This window comes from Enterobacter sp. EC_50 (assembly GCF_019584525.1).
Lineage (GTDB): Bacteria > Pseudomonadota > Gammaproteobacteria > Enterobacterales > Enterobacteriaceae > Enterobacter > Enterobacter roggenkampii.
Window position 1 is genome coordinate 1 of record NZ_VDAF01000008.1, and the last position, 17541, is coordinate 17541.

Below are 17541 nucleotides of genomic sequence, written 5' to 3' on the forward strand. Positions count from 1 at the left end.
CGAGGACGTTAAGAATCCATGTCACTTTGAGTGCCCACACAGATTGTCTGATAAATTGTTAAAGAGCAGTGCAACGCGGCTTTCGCTCACCGTTGCGAGGTGGCGTATATTACGCTTTCCTCTTTCAGAGTCAACCCGTTATTTCAGGATTTTTTCTCTTCAACCGAACCGCTTGTTGTGTGAAGTGATTCACATCTGCCGTGTCGATGGAGGCGCATTATAGGGAGCCGCCGAGGAATGACAAGCGGAAAAATGCATTTTTATTTCAACCGCTCACCTTTTCACCAAAAAGGCTATTTTTGGTGCTTTTTAATCTCTTTTGGCAGATCGGCCAGACTATTAATCACCCAATCCGCCGCATTCTCAGCCTCTGGCGTCACTGGCTTGCCGGTACGCACTAATATTTTAGTCCCTACACCCGCGGCTGCGGCTGCCTGCATATCTTCCAGTTTATCGCCCACCATATAAGAAGCCGCCATATCAATGTGCAGGAACTCCTGCGCAGAGATAAACATCCCCGGATGCGGCTTACGGCAATCACAGGTCTGACGATACGCTTCTACGGTGCCCTGCGGATGATGCGGACAATAGTAGATGCCATCGAGATCCACACCGCGGTCGGCAAGTGACCAGTCCATCCATTCGGTCAGCGTCTCGAACTGCGCTTCGGTGAATTTACCGCGTGCAATACCAGACTGGTTCGTCACCACCACCAGCGCATAGCCCATCTCTTTCAGCTGGCGCATGGCATCTATTACGCCCTCGATAAACTCGAACTCATCAATCTCATGGACATAACCGTGATCTACATTAATAGTGCCGTCACGATCGAGAAAAATTGCGGGTACTGATTTTGCCACCGGTTTGCTCCTGAAAAAGGCATGTTCAGCTAGTATCTCATGAATCGCAGCGCAATAAAGTGCTCATCGTACAGAGTTGGATTGATTTAGACGTCTGGATGCCTTAACATCCGTTTTGTTTACGGTCATCACCCGTATCTGGCAGAAGAAAATGCCACGGCTAACTTACATACGATAAAAATAATCTAATGATTAAACTTTCCAATATCACCAAAGTGTTCCAGCAGGGGAACCGAACTATTCAGGCGCTGAACAACGTCAGCCTGCATGTTCCTGCTGGTCAAATTTATGGCGTCATTGGCGCATCGGGTGCAGGTAAAAGTACGCTGATCCGTTGTGTTAACCTGCTTGAGCGCCCAACCCAGGGCAGCGTAGAAGTTGGCGGCCAGGAACTTACCGCCCTTTCAGAGAAAGAACTCACCAAAGCGCGTCGTCAGATTGGCATGATCTTCCAGCACTTTAACCTGCTGGCTTCCCGCACCGTGTTCGGCAACGTTGCCTTACCGCTGGAGCTGGATAACACGCCGAAAGAAGAAGTGAAGCGTCGCGTCACCGAGCTGCTCGACCTCGTAGGTCTGGGCGACAAACAGGATAGCTACCCGGCAAATCTGTCCGGTGGGCAAAAACAGCGTGTGGCCATTGCCCGCGCGCTGGCAAGCAATCCTAAGGTGCTGCTGTGTGATGAAGCCACCAGCGCACTGGATCCGGCAACCACGCGTTCGATTCTGGAACTGCTGAAAGACATTAACCGTCGCCTGGGCCTGACGATCCTCCTTATTACGCACGAGATGGACGTGGTGAAACGCATCTGCGACTGCGTGGCGGTCATCAGTAACGGTGAACTGATCGAGCAGGACACGGTAAGCGAAGTGTTCTCGCATCCGAAAACCCCGCTGGCGCAGCAGTTCATCCAGTCCACGCTGCATCTGGATATTCCGGAAGACTATCTGGAACGTCTGAAAACAGAAGCAACAGCTGACAGCGTCCCGATGCTGCGCATGGAGTTCACCGGTCAGTCCGTTGATGCTCCCCTGCTTTCCGAAACCGCACGTCGCTTTAACGTGAATAACAACATCATCAGCGCGCAGATGGATTACGCCGGTGGCGTGAAGTTCGGCATCATGCTGACAGAAATGCACGGCACACAAGAAGAAACCCAGGCAGCCATTGCCTGGCTGCAAGAACATCACGTAAAAGTAGAGGTACTGGGTTATGTCTGAGCCGATGATGTGGCTGCTGGTTCGCGGCGTTTGGGAAACGCTGGCAATGACCTTTGTCTCTGGCTTCTTTGGTTTTGTGATTGGCCTGCCGGTCGGCGTGTTGCTGTACGTGACGCGTCCGGGTCAAATCATTGAGAACGCGAAGCTGTACCGTACGCTCTCTGCGCTGGTGAACATCTTCCGTTCTATCCCGTTCATTATTCTGCTGGTGTGGATGATTCCATTTACCCGCGTGATCGTCGGAACGTCTATCGGTCTGCAGGCGGCGATCGTTCCGCTGACCGTTGGCGCTGCGCCGTTTATCGCCCGCATGGTGGAAAACGCCCTGCTGGAGATCCCTACCGGTTTGATCGAAGCGTCCCGCGCGATGGGCGCCACGCCGATGCAGATCGTCCGCAAGGTTCTGCTGCCTGAGGCACTGCCAGGGCTGGTGAATGCGGCAACCATTACGCTTATCACCCTGGTCGGTTATTCCGCGATGGGCGGTGCCGTAGGCGCGGGCGGTTTAGGTCAGATTGGTTACCAGTACGGCTATATTGGATATAACGCGACCGTGATGAATACCGTTCTGGTATTGCTGGTTGTTCTGGTTTACTTAATCCAGTTCTCTGGCGATCGCATCGTCCGGGCTGTTACGCACAAATAACGTTACACACAACATAAACTCTACGAGTTAAGGATAAAACATGGCGTTTAAATTAAAGACCTTCGCAGCAGTAGGCGCGCTGATCGGCTCTCTGGCACTGGTGGGTTGCGGTCAGGATGAAAAAGATCCGAACCACATTAAAGTGGGCGTTATCGTAGGTGCAGAACAGCAGGTTGCAGAAGTTGCTCAGAAAGTGGCGAAAGAGAAATATGGCCTGGACGTGGAGCTGGTGACCTTCAACGATTACGTTCTGCCGAACGAAGCGCTGAGCAAAGGTGATATCGACGCGAACGCCTTCCAGCATAAACCATACCTGGACCAACAGATCAAAGATCGCGGCTATAAACTGGTGGGCGTGGGTAACACCTTCGTTTATCCAATTGCCGGTTACTCTAAGAAAATTAAATCCCTGGACGAGCTGCAGCCGGGCTCTCAGGTTGCCGTCCCTAACGACCCAACTAACCTTGGTCGTTCCCTGCTGCTGCTGCAGAAAGTGGGCCTGATCAAACTGAAAGACGGTGTTGGCCTGCTGCCAACCGTTCTGGACGTCACCGAGAACCCGAAAAATCTGAAAATTGTTGAGCTGGAAGCACCGCAGCTGCCACGTTCTCTGGACGATGCGCAGATTGCCCTGGCCGTTATCAACACCACGTACGCCAGCCAGATTGGCCTGACGCCAGCTAAAGACGGTATCTTCGTTGAAGATAAAGACTCTCCATACGTAAACCTGATCGTGACTCGCGAAGACAACAAAGACGCGGAAAACGTGAAGAAATTCGTACAGGCCTATCAGTCTGACGAAGTTTACCAGGAAGCCAACAAAGTGTTTAACGGCGGCGCTGTTAAGGGCTGGTAATCTCACCTCAGTGTAATATCATCAGGACGGGCTTATGCCCGTCTTGTCATTTGTGCAGTCAACTGATTCAATATCTGACGTTTTGATTATCCATTGAGGAAATATTATGCGTGCTTTACCGATCTGTCTTTTAGCACTCATGCTGAGCGGCTGTTCTATGCTAAGCAGATCTCCCGTTGAACCTGTTCAAAGCACGGCAACCCCGCCAAAGACCGAGCCTGCGAAACCGAAAGTGGTTCGCCCTGCGCCGGTTCGCATTATCACGAAAGCGGATGAACTCGTCGGTAAACCGTTCCGTGAACTGGGCGAAGTGAGCGGCGAATCCTGTCAGGCGACCAATCAGGACTCACCACCGAATATCCCGACAGCGCGTAAACGCATGCAGATTAATGCCGCAAAAATGAAAGCCAACGCGGTCCTGCTGCACAGCTGTGAAGTCACCAGCGGCACGCCGGGCTGCTACCGTCAGGCGGTGTGCATCGGTTCTGCGCTGAACATCACGGCGAAATGAGTGCATTTCAGTTCGAGCAGATAGGCGTTATCCACTCTCCTTACAAAGAGAAGTTCGCCGTCCCCCGCCAGCCCGGTCTTGTCACCAGCGGACGCGGTGAGCTTCACCTGATTGCGCCTTACAATCAGGCCGATGCGGTACGCGGGCTTGAGGCATTCAGCCACCTGTGGGTGGTGTTCGTGTTTCACCAGACGATGGAAGGCGGCTGGCGTCCTACCGTGCGTCCTCCTCGTCTTGGCGGCAATGCGAGAATGGGGGTGTTTGCGACGCGCTCGACCTTCCGTCCAAACCCGGTTGGCATGTCACTGGTTGAACTGAAAGGCATACGCTGCCAGAAAGATCGGGTGATACTGGAGTTAGGTAGCCTGGACCTTGTCGACGGCACGCCGGTGATCGACATCAAACCCTATTTGCCCTTCGCCGAAGCCCTTCCGGACGCGCGTGCAAGTTATGCTCAGGACGCCCCACAGGCGGACATGCCTGTATATTTTACGCCTGAGATAACCGCTCAGTTCGGCCAACTGGAGAAACGCTATCCTCGCTTACGGGATTTCATCACCGAAGTTCTGGCACAGGACCCGCGTCCGGCCTACCGTAAAGAAGAGGAAGCAGGCAAAACGTACGCCGTCTGGCTGCTCGATTTTAACGTTCGCTGGCGCGTCACCGAGGCAGGTTTTGAAGTGTTTGCCCTTGAACCCAGGTAATTTTGTTCTCCTCTCTTTTGGCATCTTTGCCACACTGGTAAACTAAACCACTTTTTTTGTGTCAGGCTGGTGTTTCAGCCTGTTCCAATCGTCGAAATGGAACCGTAACAACATGCGTACTAGCCAATATCTGCTCTCCACTCTGAAGGAGACGCCTGCCGACGCCGAAGTGATCAGCCATCAGCTGATGCTGCGCGCCGGGATGATCCGCAAGCTGGCCTCCGGGTTATACACCTGGCTGCCGACCGGCGTGCGCGTCCTGAAAAAAGTCGAAAACATCGTGCGTGAAGAGATGAACAACGCCGGTGCTATCGAGGTGTCCATGCCCGTGGTTCAGCCCGCTGACCTGTGGCAGGAGAGCGGTCGTTGGGAACAGTATGGTCCTGAACTGCTGCGCTTCGTCGATCGTGGCGAGCGTCCGTTCGTTCTCGGCCCAACGCATGAAGAAGTCATCACCGACCTGATTCGTAATGAGCTGAGCTCTTACAAACAGCTGCCGCTGAACTTCTTCCAGATCCAGACTAAGTTCCGTGACGAAGTTCGCCCACGTTTCGGCGTCATGCGCTCTCGCGAATTCCTGATGAAAGACGCCTACTCTTTCCATACCTCTCAGGAATCCCTGCAAGAGACCTACGACGCAATGTACGCGGCGTACAGCAAAATCTTCTCCCGCATGGGTCTGGATTTCCGTGCTGTGCAGGCTGATACCGGCTCCATCGGCGGTAGCGCATCTCATGAATTCCAGGTACTGGCGCAGAGCGGTGAAGACGATGTGATCTTCTCTGACTCTTCCGATTACGCGGCGAACATCGAATTCGCAGAAGCGCTGGCACCAAAAGAACCACGTGCTGCGGCAACGCAAGAGATGACGCTGGTTGATACGCCAAACGCGAAAACCATTGCCGAGCTGGTTGAGCAGTTCAACCTGCCGATCGAAAAAACCGTGAAGACGCTGCTGGTGAAAGCCACCGAAGGGAGCGCTTACCCGCTGGTTGCCCTTCTGGTGCGTGGCGATCACGAGCTGAACGAAGTGAAAGCTGAGAAGCTGCCGCAGGTCGCCAGCCCGCTGACGTTCGCCACGGAAGCGGAAATCCGCGCCGTGGTCAATGCTGGCCCAGGTTCTCTCGGTCCGGTGAATATGCCGGTTCCTGTTGTTATTGACCGCACGGTAGCCGCGATGAGCGACTTCTCCGCCGGTGCTAACATCGACGGTAAACACTACTTCGGCATCAACTGGGATCGCGACGTGGCGACGCCGGAAGTAGCAGACATCCGTAACGTGGTCGCAGGCGATCCAAGCCCGGACGGTCAGGGTACCCTGATGATCAAGCGCGGCATTGAAGTCGGTCACATCTTCCAGCTGGGTGATAAATACTCTCGCGCGCTGAACGCCGCTGTTCAGGGTGAAGATGGCCGTAACCAGATCCTGACCATGGGTTGCTACGGTATCGGGGTGACGCGCGTGGTAGCTGCTGCCATTGAGCAGAACTATGACGAGCGCGGCATCGTCTGGCCAGACAACATCGCGCCGTTCCAGGTTGCGATTCTGCCAATGAACATGCACAAGTCTTACCGCGTGCAGGAGCTGGCCGAGAAGCTGTATGCCGAGCTGCGTGCGCAGGGTATCGAAGTGCTGATGGATGACCGTAAAGAGCGTCCGGGCGTGATGTTTGCCGATATGGAACTGATCGGTATCCCACACACCGTCGTGATCGGCGACCGTAACCTCGACAGCGACGAGATTGAATACAAATACCGTCGCAGCGGCGAAAAACAGATGATCAAGACCGGCGACATTCTTGATTACCTGGTGAAAGCCATCAAAGGCTAAACAAAAAACCCCGCTCAGGCGGGGTTTTTTAATGGCTCAGCGTCAGCTTATTTACTGTTACAGTCTTTACCCGCAACAAACTTCGCGTCTTTATCCGCCACCAGCGTTTTCACCATCTCTCCACTATCCGGGTTTGGCTCCAGTGTAAAGTGACCGTCAACCGTCAGCAATACCGGCTTGCTGTCATTGCCGCGCGCCACCGCGTAATCACGTTCAAGCTGCGCATTGTTTGCCACGCTGACCTTCTTACCGGTTGCGCAGTCGGTAAAGATCGCCGCATCCGCCATGTAGAAGTACATCCCCCGCATCGCCATCGGCGTCGCGGGCAGAGCCGCTTTTACCGGCGCCAGCGTGTAGTTAAACTGGGATTCAATTGGATTGCCTTCACGATCCAGCATCTCCATCCCCTCGCCTTTGGCGCGGAAATAAGTTTTCTCGCCAGCGGTATCCGTCAGAACCAGTTTCTCCGCCGTTCGCGCCCATGTTCCATAAGTTGCAAAAGAAGAAGGCTCTTTTGCGCCCTGATAGCGCTGGTTCATCACCCAGGTGCCGTCTTTTTGCAGGAACAGGGACGTTTCAATGCCTTCACAGTCCGCGCAAGGCAATACGCCACGCCAGCTCTGCTGCATCGGTTTTAATTCTTCCGTTTGCGTGGGTTGCAAAACCTGCGTTTCTGAACGGTTGTTACACCCGAAAAGCGCAAACAGCGTACTCACTGCCAGCGCTGACCATAATGCTTTTTTCACAATGAATTCCTTATGAAAAGTGTGTTCCCTTTCGTCACTCTGTGGGGCGACGAACTTTACCGCGTAGTGCTTTCACTGTGGATTTTTGGGCCTTCGAGGCCAGCCGACGCTCTTTCGATGCGCGGGTTGGCCGCGTTGCCCGGCGGCTTTTTTGTACTGCCGTTAATTCTTTGATGACCGCCACCAGCCTGGCTATCGCCGCTTCCCGGTTGAGCTCCTGGCTGCGGTATTCCTGGGCTTTGATCACCATCACGCCATCGCTGGTGATCAGGTGATGGCTGGCAGCAAGCAGACTTTCTTTATAATACTCTGGCAGGCTTGAGGCCCGAATGTCAAAACGCAAATGGATTGCCGTTGAGGCCTTGTTGACGTGCTGCCCACCTGCCCCCTGAGCACGGATGGCGGTGATCTCCAGCTCGTTGTCCGGAATGCTGACGTTTCGGGACAGGACGATCATGAGGCCGGTTGCCACGCCGTCAAATGAATTTCCAGATTATTCTGAGAATCAGAGAGCCAGATGGCACCGTCCTGAATCGTCGCCTGCAACACCATGGTCCGGCTGGCAAAGTCGCTCAGCTGCGCCAGTTGCTCATCATCCAGATACCAGACCGTGAGATTTTTAAACTGTCCGCACTTGCTTTTGTTTTGCTGCCACCAAATCTCCGCAGCGCGCTGATTATACGCGAATAAGGCCACTTCAGCGGACTGAGTGCAGGCCTTCTTAATTCTTCGTTCGTCCGGCAGTCCAAGTTCGATCCACAAATCAATACCCAGATGATCGTTGCGCAGCCAGGCTTCTGGCTCGTCTTCTGCGCTTAACCCACGGGTAAACTGCAGACGCTCGTCAGCGTACTTAATCCACGCCAGCAGGCGCAGCATCATGCGCTCCTGGGTTTCGGAGGGGTGGCGAGCCAGCGTCAGCGAGGCGTCCAGGAACTGGTTGCGATCGAGATCGGCCACATTGACCACTGCTTTATAAATTGTCGCTTTCAGCGCCATGAGAGAACTCCATTCGAATCAGGCGCTCATTGTAGCGAAAACCGCGGCAAAAGGCTGTTGTAGGGTGATAAATACACCGCTATCAAGGCGCTGATATTGCTTAAATGAGTATGGTATAGTCACCTTGCTAAACCGAGTTTATCTTCGTAGGCTTAATGATATCTCACAGTAAGTCAGTGCGCTGGCGGGAGGGGATGTGAATAATTATTGTGAGTTAATTCGCAAACGGTATGCGGAAATCGCCAGCGGAGATCTGGGGTATGTCCCGGACGCGTTGGGCTGTGTATTGAAAGTGCTTAATGAAGTGGCCTCTGATGAGAGCCTTTCAGAGTCGGTCAGGGAAAAAGCAGCGTATGCTGCGGCGAATTTACTGGTGAGCGATTATGTCGATGAATGATACTTATCAACCCATCAATTGTGATGACTATGACAACCTCGAACTCGCCTGCCAGCATCATTTATTACTGACGCTGGAGCTAAAAGATGGCGAAGTGTTGAAGGCGAAGGCCAGCGATCTGGTTTCACGTAAGAATGTGGAATACCTGATAGTGGAAGATGCCGGTGCGACGCGTGAGCTGCGCCTGGATAAAATAGCCAGCTTCAGCCACCCGCAAATCGGCACCGTCGTGGTGAGCGAATCCTGATGACATTAACGGGCAGCCTGGCTGCCCGTTACGCTTTCTGCCACTCAAACCTGACACCCTCTTCCGCCCATCCCGCTTCCGTGATGAAAACCCCTGCCGCAGCAATCAATGTTTCACCATAGAACAGCAGCGGCGTGGTGTCGCGCAGCCACGGCGGCACGTTGCACTCCTGCCAGATTTTCTTCAGCTTGCGTCCCCCGTTGCGCCCGACAATATGCAGCATGCCGCCAGCCCTAAAGCGTACCGTTACCGGTTCTCCTGCCTCTGGCAGCCTCACATGACCAGACGGTATAAGAGAAACACGTCCAGCGTCAGCGGGCAATATCAGCGGAAGCGCAGGTGAAAGCCAGTCGAGCACCACATTGGTCAGTGAGGGCGTTGATTTTACCCACCAGAGTTCCCCTTTGTAGCGCCTTACGTCAAAACCATTCAGATGGACGCACGGGGAAGCATCCTCCCGCGCCAGGGCAACCTCGTCCCAGATACGGTTTAGCATCGCCCGCGACGGCATCGCGGCGTGATGAGAGGCCAGCCAGCGCCGTATCAGTGCGGCGCGACGCACCGGGCTCATCGCTGTCAGCGGTGCAATCGCCAGCGCTCCGTCTTCAGAAATCAGTTCAGCCAGCTCGTCACTCAACAGCTCGTCCAGCAGCGATTCCTGTTCGGCGCACAGCATAGCGCTTCTTGCCGTCGCGTCGGCGAAATGCGGCCAGCGCTCGCTCAATAGCGGGAGGACGCGCAGACGCAGAAAGTTACGGTCATAGCCGTCATCCTGGTTGCTCTCATCTTCAATCCAGCTGAGCTGATGTTCTCGCGCCCAGGCCTCAAGCGAGGCGCGCGTCTCGCCAAGCAGCGGACGCAGTAACGTTGTACCGGCAAACTCAGAACGCTCAGGCATGGCTGAAAGCCCTGCCGGTCCGCTGCCCCGCTTAAGCGCCAGCAGAAAGGTTTCACACTGATCGTCCAGGTGCTGGGCTGTGACCAGTGCTTCTCCTGTACGCAATGCCCCGGCAAAGGCGGCATAGCGGGCTTTACGCGCCTGCGCCTCAATGCCCAGCCCTTCCTCCGCAAGCGTGACGCGCTCGACGAGAAGCGGGATCGCCCACGCCGCACACATAGCTTCGCAGTGCGCCACCCACTCCTCTGCGTGAGGACTTAATCCGTGATGAATATGTATCGCCCGCAGCTGGACGTCAGGCTCCTGGTCGCGCCAGCGTTTAAGACGATGGAGCAGAACGGTGGAATCCAGGCCACCGCTAAACCCCACCAGCAGCTGGCGGTACGGTGAAACGGCGTGTGCGATAGCGGGTAAGGTCATAGGGAGTTACACATAAAAAATGCCCGAACTGAGCGGGCATTATCACACAGGACGAAGATTACTGCTGATAAAGCTCCAGCGGCAGGCCGTCCGGGTCGTTGAAAAAGGTAAAGCGCTTGTCGGTGAACGGATCGACGCGGATCGCTTCACACGTCACGCCGTGCGCTTCCAGATGTTTTACTGCGCTATCCAGGTCATCGACGCTGAAGGCAAGATGGCGCAGGCCACAGGCTTCCGGACGGGACGGACGCGCAGGCGGAAAAGGAAAAGAGAACAGTTCAATCACATACTGCCCGTTTAACGCCAGGTCGCCCTTCCAGGAGTCGCGCTCCTCACGGTAGGCCTCGCTCAACAGCGTAAAGCCGAGAATGTCGCAGTAGAAGGCCTTACTCTTTGCGTAATCAGTCGCAATGATCGCAATATGATGAACCTGTTTTAAACCCAGCATAGCTTCTCCTTTTTATGATGCCTGAACGTTACAACCGAAAACCCGCACCTGGCAAGCGGTCACCCTTATTTTAGGACTCGCACCCAGTACACACCGTTTTCGTCGCGCTTCGCACCGTGGATATCCGTCTCAAAACCGGGATAGTGACGCCCTACCGAACAGAGCATCAGCAGGAAATCGAGCACGGCTCGACTCTCTTCGGTAATCATCTCTCCCGGCATCAGGAGCGGTACGCCAGGCGGATACGGCAGGATCATGTTGGCCGATACGCGCCCAACCAGATTTTCCAGCTCGACGGTTTCGACCTCCCCCCTCACCTGGCGCTGCCATGCCTTGTGCGGGGTAAACTTCATCTCCGGCAACACATCGAACGCCTGTAGCATCAGACGCGGCAGATCGTGCTGACGGATCAGCCTGTGGATCCCCTGGGCCAGATCCTGAATGCGCATATTACGGTAGAAGTCAGGATCCTCCGCATACAGATCCGGCAGCATGTTCTTCACCCGCAGGTTGAGATCGTAGGCGCGCTTAAATTCCATCAGACCGCGCAGCAGCCCCATCGCCCGGGTTTTATCGATCCCGATGCTGAACAGGAACAGCAAATTATAGGGGCCTGTTTTCTCCACCACCACGCCACGTTCATCAAGGAACTTCGCCACCAGCGCAGCCGGGATCCCTTCCTCACCCATCTTGCCCTGCTCATCCATACCCGGCGTCAGGATCGTCACCTTAACCGGATCGAGGAACATATGGTCACTATCGGCATCCCGGAAGCCATGCCAGTCTTCGCCTGGCGAAACCGGCCAGCATTCTGCTTCATCAATCTCTTCCGGCTGCCAGATATCAAAGAACCAGCCGTCGGCTTCCTCTTTGAGCCGCTGAACCTCTTTACGGAAATGCAGCGCGCGCTCCACAGAGCGATTGATAAGACGTTTACCGGGATTGCCGCGCAGCATCGCCGCAGCCGTTTCGATAGACGCCACCAGCGGATAGCTTGGTGAGGTGGTGGTATGCATCATAAAGGCTTCGTTAAAGGTCTCTTCGTCGTATTCGCCTTTGATGTGAATCAGCGAAGCCTGGGAAAACGCGGCCAGCATTTTGTGCGTCGACTGCGTTTCGAAGAACACTTTACCCGGCACGCGTTCACCGCTCATGCCGCTTTTACCCGCGTAAATCGGGTGGAAATTGGTGTACGGTACCCACGCGGAATCGAAGTGGATCGACGGCACGTCCAAAGTCTTTTTGATCCAGTCCGTGTTGTACAGCAGACCGTCATAGGTCGAGTTGGTGATCACCGCATGGACAGGCCAGCCTGCGCCAGGGATCGTCGCGACCTTGCGTTCAATCGCGTCATGCGCGAACTCCCGCCGCGGAATACCGCCCAGAATACCGAGCGCGTTGCGCGTGGGCGACAGCCAGAGCGGTACAACGTCGCTCATCATCAGCAGGTGCGCCAGCGATTTATGGCAGTTACGGTCAATCAGCAGGGTGCTCCCCGCAGGCGCGGCATACATTCCGACGATTTTGTTCGAGGTCGAGGTGCCGTTGGTCACCATATAGCTCTGCTCGGCCCCAAAGGTGCGGGCGATATACTCTTCGGCTTCCAGATGCGGCCCGGTATGATCCAGCAGCGAGCCTAATTCGGTGACTGAAATGGACACGTCCGCTTTCAGCGTGTTGCCACCAAAGAAATCATAGAACAGGCAGCCCACCGGGCTTTTTTGGTAGGCCGTTCCCGCCATATGCCCAGGCGTACAGAAGGTATATTTCCCCTCCTTCACGTAGGTGAAGAGCGCCCGGGTAAAGGGCGGCGTAATGTTATCGAGATATTCATTCGTGTATTGCTGAATTCGGGTCGCAATGTCTTCCGCCACGCCGAGCGAATATTCAAAGAACCACAGCGCCATACGCATATCATTGGCGCTGACGTCCATGGTTGAGTGGGTATTAATAAACGCGTACAGCGGGAGATATTCGTTCAGCTTGTTGATATCGCTGCACAGTTCGAGGTCATATTCATCCCAGTCGAAGATCACGCCGCAGATACGCGGGTTATGCTCGATGAACTTCAGCAGATCGGCGCTGTTGTGCGGCCAGATTAGCTGATACCCGCGCGACTGCAGGGCTTGCTCCAGCTCCTTAATCGGCTCATCTTTATAAAAGACGCCGTGTGGCCCCATAACGGCAATGATATTCATGGGCTTCCTCCTTAAAAAACATTAGCTAAGCATAGTCTGGCTAAACCGCAGGTATAAAAAAAGCCGCAACATTGTGCGGCTTTTCAGATAATTGTGAGGCTTACGCGTAACCGTAGGTCATCAGACGCTGGTAACGACGGTTGAGCAGATCTTCTTTGCTCAGCACGTCAAGATCCGCCAGGTCAGCCAGCAGCTGTGCTTTCAGAGAAGCAGCCATCACTTCCGGCTTACGATGTGCACCACCCAGTGGTTCCGGGATGATGGAATCGATCAGCTTAAGCTCTTTCAGGCGTGGCGCAATGATGCCCATCGCTTCGGCAGCCAGAGGCGCTTTGTCGGCACTCTTCCACAGAATGGACGCGCAGCCTTCCGGGGAGATTACGGAATAGGTGCTGTACTGCAGCATATTCACTTTATCACCCACGCCAATTGCCAGCGCACCACCGGAACCACCCTCACCGATAACGGTACAGATGACCGGCACCTTCAGACGAGACATCTCGCGCAGGTTGCGTGCGATGGCTTCAGACTGACCGCGCTCTTCCGCGCCCACGCCTGGGTATGCACCCGGGGTGTCGATGAAGGTGATGATTGGCATGTTGAAACGCTCAGCCATCTCCATCAGACGCAGGGCTTTACGGTAGCCTTCTGGTGCTGGCATACCAAAGTTACGACGGATTTTCTCTTTGGTTTCACGGCCTTTCTGATGACCAATGATCATCACCGGGCGTCCGTCCAGACGCGCGATACCGCCTACGATAGCTTTGTCGTCAGCGTATGCGCGATCGCCTGCCAGTTCGTCAAATTCGTCAAACGCCAGGCGGACATAATCCAGGGTGTACGGACGCTGTGGATGGCGTGCCAGCTGGGCCACCTGCCATGCGCCGAGATCGGCAAAGATTTTGCGCGTCAGCTCTACGCTTTTCTCGCGCAGACGATGCACTTCTTCGTCGATGTTAATATCCAGTTTTTCATCCTGACGGCTTACCGCTGTCAGAGAATCGATTTTCGCTTCCAGCTCAGCAATCGGCTGTTCGAAATCAAGGAAATTCAGACTCATAGTATTCCTGTATTAGTCAAACTCCAGTTCCACCTGCTCCGAACCAATGAGGCCACGGAGATCGTTCAGTAAACGATCGCTCGGAGAGACACGCCACGTTGCACCAAAGCGCAACCGCGCACGTGCATCCGCCCTCTGATAGTAGAGATGTACTGGAATTGTCCCCGAGCGGTGGGGTTCCAGAGACTGACGGAGTCGGTTTAAAAGCTGGTCATCAATTTGCCTGTCCGTCAGCGAGATAGCAAGCCCGCGAGCATATTTTTCCCGGGCTTCGTCAATGTCCATCACTTCGCGGGCGGTCATTTTAAGCCCCCCACTGAAGTCATCAAAGCTGACCTGTCCGCTGACGATAAGTATGCGGTCTTTTTCCAGCAATTGCTGGTATTTATCCAGCGCGTCGGTGAACAACATCACCTCCAGACGCCCGGAACGGTCATCCAACGTACAGATGCCGATACGATTGCCGCGCTTGGTGACCATAACCCTTGCAGCAATCACGAGCCCCGCAGCCGTGGTGATTTTACCACGTTCTGTCGGATGCATGTCTTTCAGCCTATGGCCGCCGACATAGCGCTCAATTTCTTTAATGTACTGGTTGATCGGGTGCCCCGTCAGGTACAGGCCTAACGTCTCACGCTCCCCATCCAGCACCACCTGTTCTGGCCACGGCTGGCAGTTGGAATAAGATTGCTCGATCTGCTCTGGCTCTTCCGCCAGCACGCCGAACATATCCGCCTGACCAATGGCTTCCGCTTTCGCGTGCTGATCCGCCGCTTTCAGGGCGTCGCCCAGCGAGTTCATCAGCGCGGCGCGGTGCGGCCCCAGCCTGTCGAACGCGCCGGACATGATCAGTTTTTCCAGCACGCGGCGGTTCAGCTTTTTGGTATCGGTACGGGCGCAAAGATCGAACAGCTCGCGGAAATACCCGCCGTTGTTGCGCGCTTCGATGATCGCCTCGATCGGCCCCTCGCCCACGCCCTTGATCGCGCCGATCCCGTAAACGATCTCCCCGTCGTCATTGACGTGGAAATGGTAGAGACCTGAGTTAATATCCGGCGGCAGGATCTTCAGCCCCATGCGCCAGCACTCATCCACCAGGCCCACCACCTTCTCGGTGTTGTCCATATCGGCGGTCATTACCGCAGCCATAAACTCCGCAGGATAGTGTGCCTTCAGCCACAGCGTTTGATACGACACCAATGCATAGGCGGCTGAGTGAGATTTGTTAAATCCGTACCCGGCGAATTTCTCCACCAGGTCGAAGATTTTCATCGCCAGCTCGCCGTCGACGCCGTTTTTCTTCGCCCCGTCTTCAAAGATGGAACGCTGCTTGGCCATCTCTTCCGGCTTTTTCTTACCCATTGCACGACGCAGCATGTCCGCGCCGCCGAGCGTATAGCCGGAAAGCACCTGGGCGATCTGCATCACCTGTTCCTGATACAGGATGATGCCATAGGTTGGCTCCAGTACCGGCTTCAGGCTTTCGTGCTGCCACTGAACGTCCGGGTAGGAAATCTCTTCGCGCCCGTGCTTACGGTCGATAAAGTTATCTACCATCCCTGACTGCAAAGGGCCCGGACGGAACAGGGCCACCAGCGCGATCATATCTTCGAAGCAGTCGGGCTGCAGGCGCTTAATCAGATCTTTCATGCCGCGGGATTCAAGCTGGAAGACAGCGGTGGTCTCCGAGCGCTGCAGCATGTCGAAACTTTTCTTGTCGTCCAGCGGGATGGCCGCGATATCCAGCGGCGGCTCGCCGTTCTTCTCGCGGCGGGCGTTGATCATCTCCAGCGCCCAGTTGATGATGGTCAGCGTACGCAGGCCAAGGAAGTCGAACTTCACCAGCCCGGCGTATTCTACGTCGTTCTTGTCGAACTGGGTGACCGGATGCTGGCCCGCTTCATCGCAATACAGCGGCGCGAAGTCGGTGATTTTGGTCGGGGCGATAACCACGCCCCCCGCATGCTTACCGGCGTTACGCGTGACGCCTTCCAGCTTGCGCGCCATGTCGATCAGCGCTTTGACCTCTTCGTCCGCTTCATAGATTTCCGGCAGCTGCGGTTCAGCCTCAAAGGCTTTTGCCAGCGTCATGCCCGGATCGGGCGGCACCAGTTTAGAGATGCGATCGACAAACCCGTACGGGTGGCCCAGCACGCGGCCCACGTCGCGGATAACCGCTTTCGCAGCCATCGTACCGAAGGTAATGATCTGCGATACCGCATCACGGCCGTACATGTCGGCCACGTGCTCGATCACCTGGTCGCGTTTCTCCATGCAGAAGTCGACGTCGAAGTCGGGCATCGAGACACGTTCCGGGTTGAGGAAACGTTCGAACAGCAGGTCGAACTCCAGCGGATCGAGGTCGGTAATTTTCAGCGCATACGCCACCAGCGAACCTGCGCCGGAGCCACGCCCCGGCCCAACCGGCACGCCGTTATCCTTCGACCACTGGATGAACTCCATAACGATCAGGAAGTAGCCCGGGAAGCCCATCTGGTTGATCACCTGGAGTTCTATGTCCAGGCGTTCGTCATACTCCGGGCGACGCTTTTTACGCTCTTCTTCATCCGGGAACAGGAATTCCAGACGCTCTTCCAGACCTTCTTTCGATTTCATGACCAGGAAATCTTCCGTGGTCATGTCACCCGTCGGGAACTGCGGCAGGAAGTATTCGCCAAGGCGGACGGTGACGTTGCAGCGCTTGGCAATCTCTACGCTGTTTTCCAGCGCTTCGGGGATATCGGAGAAGAGCTCACACATCTCCTCCTCGCTGCGCATGTACTGTTGTGCGGAGTAATTACGCGGCCGCTTCGGATCGTCGAGGGTAAAGCCATCGTGGATTGCCACGCGAATTTCGTGAGCGTCAAAATCGCCCGCCTCAAGGAATCGCACATCATTGGTGGCCACTACGGGCAGGCCACGCTCCTCTGCGAGCGCCACCGCGGCATGAAGATAGCTCTCTTCATCCTGACGGCCGGTACGGATCAACTCCAGGTAATAACGATTCGGGAAATATTCTTCATAGAACGAGACGCATTGATCCACCAGCGCGCTGTTACCGCGCAGCAGGGATTTGCCGACGTCCCCCATCCGGCCGCCTGAGATCAGGAGCAGCCCTTCGTTCAGTTCAGCCAGCCAGTCGCGGTCGATCCACGGGCCCAGCGCACCATATCCGCGCTGATAGGCTTTTGAGATCAGCAGCGTGAGGTTTTGGTAACCCGTGTTGTTCATCGCCAGCACGGAGATTTGCGTCAGTTCATCCCCGATGAGGTCGCTCTGCACGTGGAAGTCTGCGCCGACGATCGGCTTCATCCCCGCGCCGTGCGCCGTTCCGTAGAACTTCACCAGACCACACAGGTTGGTAAAATCGGTGATCGCCAGCGCAGGCATGCCAAGCGAGGCCGCCTTTTTTACCAGCGGCCCGGTCTTCGCCAGCCCATCGATCATGGAGTAGTCGCTATGCACCCGCAGGTGTACGAAACGTGGTTCAGCCATCTTCA

Annotated in this window: 17 protein-coding genes; 8 read left to right on the top strand and 9 right to left on the bottom strand. The window is 55.3% G+C overall.

Features of this window, described 5'->3' with window-relative positions; all coding sequences use genetic code 11:
* Window positions 1-293: 293 nt before the first annotated feature.
* Window positions 294-860: a D-glycero-beta-D-manno-heptose 1,7-bisphosphate 7-phosphatase gene (gene gmhB / locus FHC48_RS08390; protein WP_008501879.1), complete on the bottom strand. Its 567-nt coding sequence runs from the start codon at window positions 858-860 to the stop codon at window positions 294-296.
* A gap of 188 nt (window positions 861-1048) precedes the next feature.
* Here gmhB and metN point away from each other — a divergent pair, with 188 nt between their 5' ends.
* The 6 genes from metN to proS all read left to right on the top strand — a co-directional run bounded on the left by metN (window position 1049) and on the right by proS (window position 6628).
* Window positions 1049-2080 (top strand): methionine ABC transporter ATP-binding protein MetN, encoded by a 1032-nt coding sequence (gene metN, locus FHC48_RS08395; RefSeq protein WP_008501880.1) that lies wholly within the window; start codon window positions 1049-1051, stop codon window positions 2078-2080.
* Window positions 2073-2726, top strand: coding sequence for a methionine ABC transporter permease MetI (locus tag FHC48_RS08400; RefSeq protein ID WP_003856130.1), 654 nt, complete (start codon window positions 2073-2075; stop codon window positions 2724-2726). Before metN ends, FHC48_RS08400 begins: the two co-directional genes overlap by 8 nt.
* Before the next feature lie 40 nt (window positions 2727-2766).
* On the top strand, window positions 2767-3582 hold the full coding sequence (metQ, locus tag FHC48_RS08405; protein ID WP_014168729.1) for a methionine ABC transporter substrate-binding lipoprotein MetQ: 816 nt from the start codon (window positions 2767-2769) through the stop codon (window positions 3580-3582).
* A 106-nt stretch (window positions 3583-3688) separates the two neighbouring features.
* On the top strand, window positions 3689-4093 hold the full coding sequence (gene rcsF / locus FHC48_RS08410; protein ID WP_008501883.1) for an Rcs stress response system protein RcsF: 405 nt from the start codon (window positions 3689-3691) through the stop codon (window positions 4091-4093).
* On the top strand, window positions 4090-4797 hold the full coding sequence (gene tsaA / locus FHC48_RS08415; protein WP_023345466.1) for a tRNA (N6-threonylcarbamoyladenosine(37)-N6)-methyltransferase TrmO: 708 nt from the start codon (window positions 4090-4092) through the stop codon (window positions 4795-4797). The genes rcsF and tsaA overlap by 4 nt, the downstream gene beginning before the upstream one ends.
* Before the next feature lie 112 nt (window positions 4798-4909).
* Complete coding sequence (proS, locus tag FHC48_RS08420; protein ID WP_025912202.1) at window positions 4910-6628, top strand: proline--tRNA ligase; 1719 nt, start codon at window positions 4910-4912, stop codon at window positions 6626-6628.
* Window positions 6629-6675: 47 nt separating this feature from the next.
* Here the strand turns inward: proS and nlpE are convergent, their stop codons facing one another.
* The 3 genes from nlpE to FHC48_RS08435 are packed head-to-tail and all read right to left on the bottom strand — an operon-like array spanning window position 6676 to window position 8373.
* A complete protein-coding gene (nlpE, locus tag FHC48_RS08425) occupies window positions 6676-7374 on the bottom strand; it encodes an envelope stress response activation lipoprotein NlpE (RefSeq protein WP_021240479.1) in 699 nt (232 codons plus the stop codon).
* A 34-nt stretch (window positions 7375-7408) separates the two neighbouring features.
* On the bottom strand, window positions 7409-7831 hold the full coding sequence (gene arfB, locus FHC48_RS08430) for an alternative ribosome rescue aminoacyl-tRNA hydrolase ArfB (protein ID WP_008501887.1): 423 nt from the start codon (window positions 7829-7831) through the stop codon (window positions 7409-7411).
* Window positions 7828-8373, bottom strand: a complete 546-nt coding sequence (locus FHC48_RS08435) for a YaeQ family protein (RefSeq protein ID WP_021240481.1) — start codon at window positions 8371-8373, stop codon at window positions 7828-7830. The genes arfB and FHC48_RS08435 overlap by 4 nt, the downstream gene beginning before the upstream one ends.
* 196 nt (window positions 8374-8569) lie before the next feature.
* Here FHC48_RS08435 and FHC48_RS08440 point away from each other — a divergent pair, with 196 nt between their 5' ends.
* Window positions 8570-8770: a YaeP family protein gene (locus FHC48_RS08440; RefSeq protein WP_008501889.1), complete on the top strand. Its 201-nt coding sequence runs from the start codon at window positions 8570-8572 to the stop codon at window positions 8768-8770.
* Entirely contained in the window at window positions 8757-9017 is a 261-nt protein-coding gene (gene rof / locus FHC48_RS08445; protein WP_008501890.1) for a Rho-binding antiterminator, read from the top strand. Before FHC48_RS08440 ends, rof begins: the two co-directional genes overlap by 14 nt.
* Window positions 9018-9045: 28 nt before the next feature.
* Here rof and tilS read toward each other — a convergent pair whose 3' ends face one another.
* The 5 genes from tilS to dnaE form a co-directional block, all read right to left on the bottom strand.
* On the bottom strand, window positions 9046-10335 hold the full coding sequence (tilS, locus tag FHC48_RS08450) for a tRNA lysidine(34) synthetase TilS (protein ID WP_059364383.1): 1290 nt from the start codon (window positions 10333-10335) through the stop codon (window positions 9046-9048).
* A gap of 58 nt (window positions 10336-10393) precedes the next feature.
* Window positions 10394-10783, bottom strand: a complete 390-nt coding sequence (locus FHC48_RS08455) for a VOC family protein (protein ID WP_023293230.1) — start codon at window positions 10781-10783, stop codon at window positions 10394-10396.
* A gap of 65 nt (window positions 10784-10848) precedes the next feature.
* On the bottom strand, window positions 10849-12981 hold the full coding sequence (locus FHC48_RS08460) for a lysine decarboxylase LdcC (RefSeq protein WP_059364382.1): 2133 nt from the start codon (window positions 12979-12981) through the stop codon (window positions 10849-10851).
* 100 nt (window positions 12982-13081) lie between these two features.
* Window positions 13082-14041 carry an acetyl-CoA carboxylase carboxyl transferase subunit alpha gene (gene accA / locus FHC48_RS08465; RefSeq protein ID WP_008501895.1) on the bottom strand — a complete coding sequence of 320 codons (960 nt, stop codon included), beginning with the start codon at window positions 14039-14041 and terminating at the stop codon, window positions 13082-13084.
* A 12-nt stretch (window positions 14042-14053) separates the two neighbouring features.
* Window positions 14054-17536, bottom strand: coding sequence for a DNA polymerase III subunit alpha (dnaE, locus tag FHC48_RS08470; protein ID WP_008501896.1), 3483 nt, complete (start codon window positions 17534-17536; stop codon window positions 14054-14056).
* Between the last annotated feature and the right edge of the window lie 5 nt (window positions 17537-17541).

What these genes read in the sequence shown, in the direction of transcription:
- metN (WP_008501880.1), top strand. Translation starts at nt 1,049, where the DNA reads ATGATTAAACTTTCCAATATCACCAAAGTGTTCCAGCAGGGGAACCGA.
- FHC48_RS08400 (WP_003856130.1), top strand. Translation starts at nt 2,073, where the DNA reads ATGTCTGAGCCGATGATGTGGCTGCTGGTTCGCGGCGTTTGGGAAACG.
- metQ (WP_014168729.1), top strand. Translation starts at nt 2,767, where the DNA reads ATGGCGTTTAAATTAAAGACCTTCGCAGCAGTAGGCGCGCTGATCGGC.
- rcsF (WP_008501883.1), top strand. Translation starts at nt 3,689, where the DNA reads ATGCGTGCTTTACCGATCTGTCTTTTAGCACTCATGCTGAGCGGCTGT.
- tsaA (WP_023345466.1), top strand. Translation starts at nt 4,090, where the DNA reads ATGAGTGCATTTCAGTTCGAGCAGATAGGCGTTATCCACTCTCCTTAC.
- proS (WP_025912202.1), top strand. Translation starts at nt 4,910, where the DNA reads ATGCGTACTAGCCAATATCTGCTCTCCACTCTGAAGGAGACGCCTGCC.
- arfB (WP_008501887.1), bottom strand. Translation starts at nt 7,831, where the DNA reads ATGATCGTCCTGTCCCGAAACGTCAGCATTCCGGACAACGAGCTGGAG.
- FHC48_RS08435 (WP_021240481.1), bottom strand. Translation starts at nt 8,373, where the DNA reads ATGGCGCTGAAAGCGACAATTTATAAAGCAGTGGTCAATGTGGCCGAT.
- rof (WP_008501890.1), top strand. Translation starts at nt 8,757, where the DNA reads ATGTCGATGAATGATACTTATCAACCCATCAATTGTGATGACTATGAC.
- tilS (WP_059364383.1), bottom strand. Translation starts at nt 10,335, where the DNA reads ATGACCTTACCCGCTATCGCACACGCCGTTTCACCGTACCGCCAGCTG.
- FHC48_RS08455 (WP_023293230.1), bottom strand. Translation starts at nt 10,783, where the DNA reads ATGCTGGGTTTAAAACAGGTTCATCATATTGCGATCATTGCGACTGAT.
- FHC48_RS08460 (WP_059364382.1), bottom strand. Translation starts at nt 12,981, where the DNA reads ATGAATATCATTGCCGTTATGGGGCCACACGGCGTCTTTTATAAAGAT.
- accA (WP_008501895.1), bottom strand. Translation starts at nt 14,041, where the DNA reads ATGAGTCTGAATTTCCTTGATTTCGAACAGCCGATTGCTGAGCTGGAA.
- dnaE (WP_008501896.1), bottom strand. Translation starts at nt 17,536, where the DNA reads ATGGCTGAACCACGTTTCGTACACCTGCGGGTGCATAGCGACTACTCC.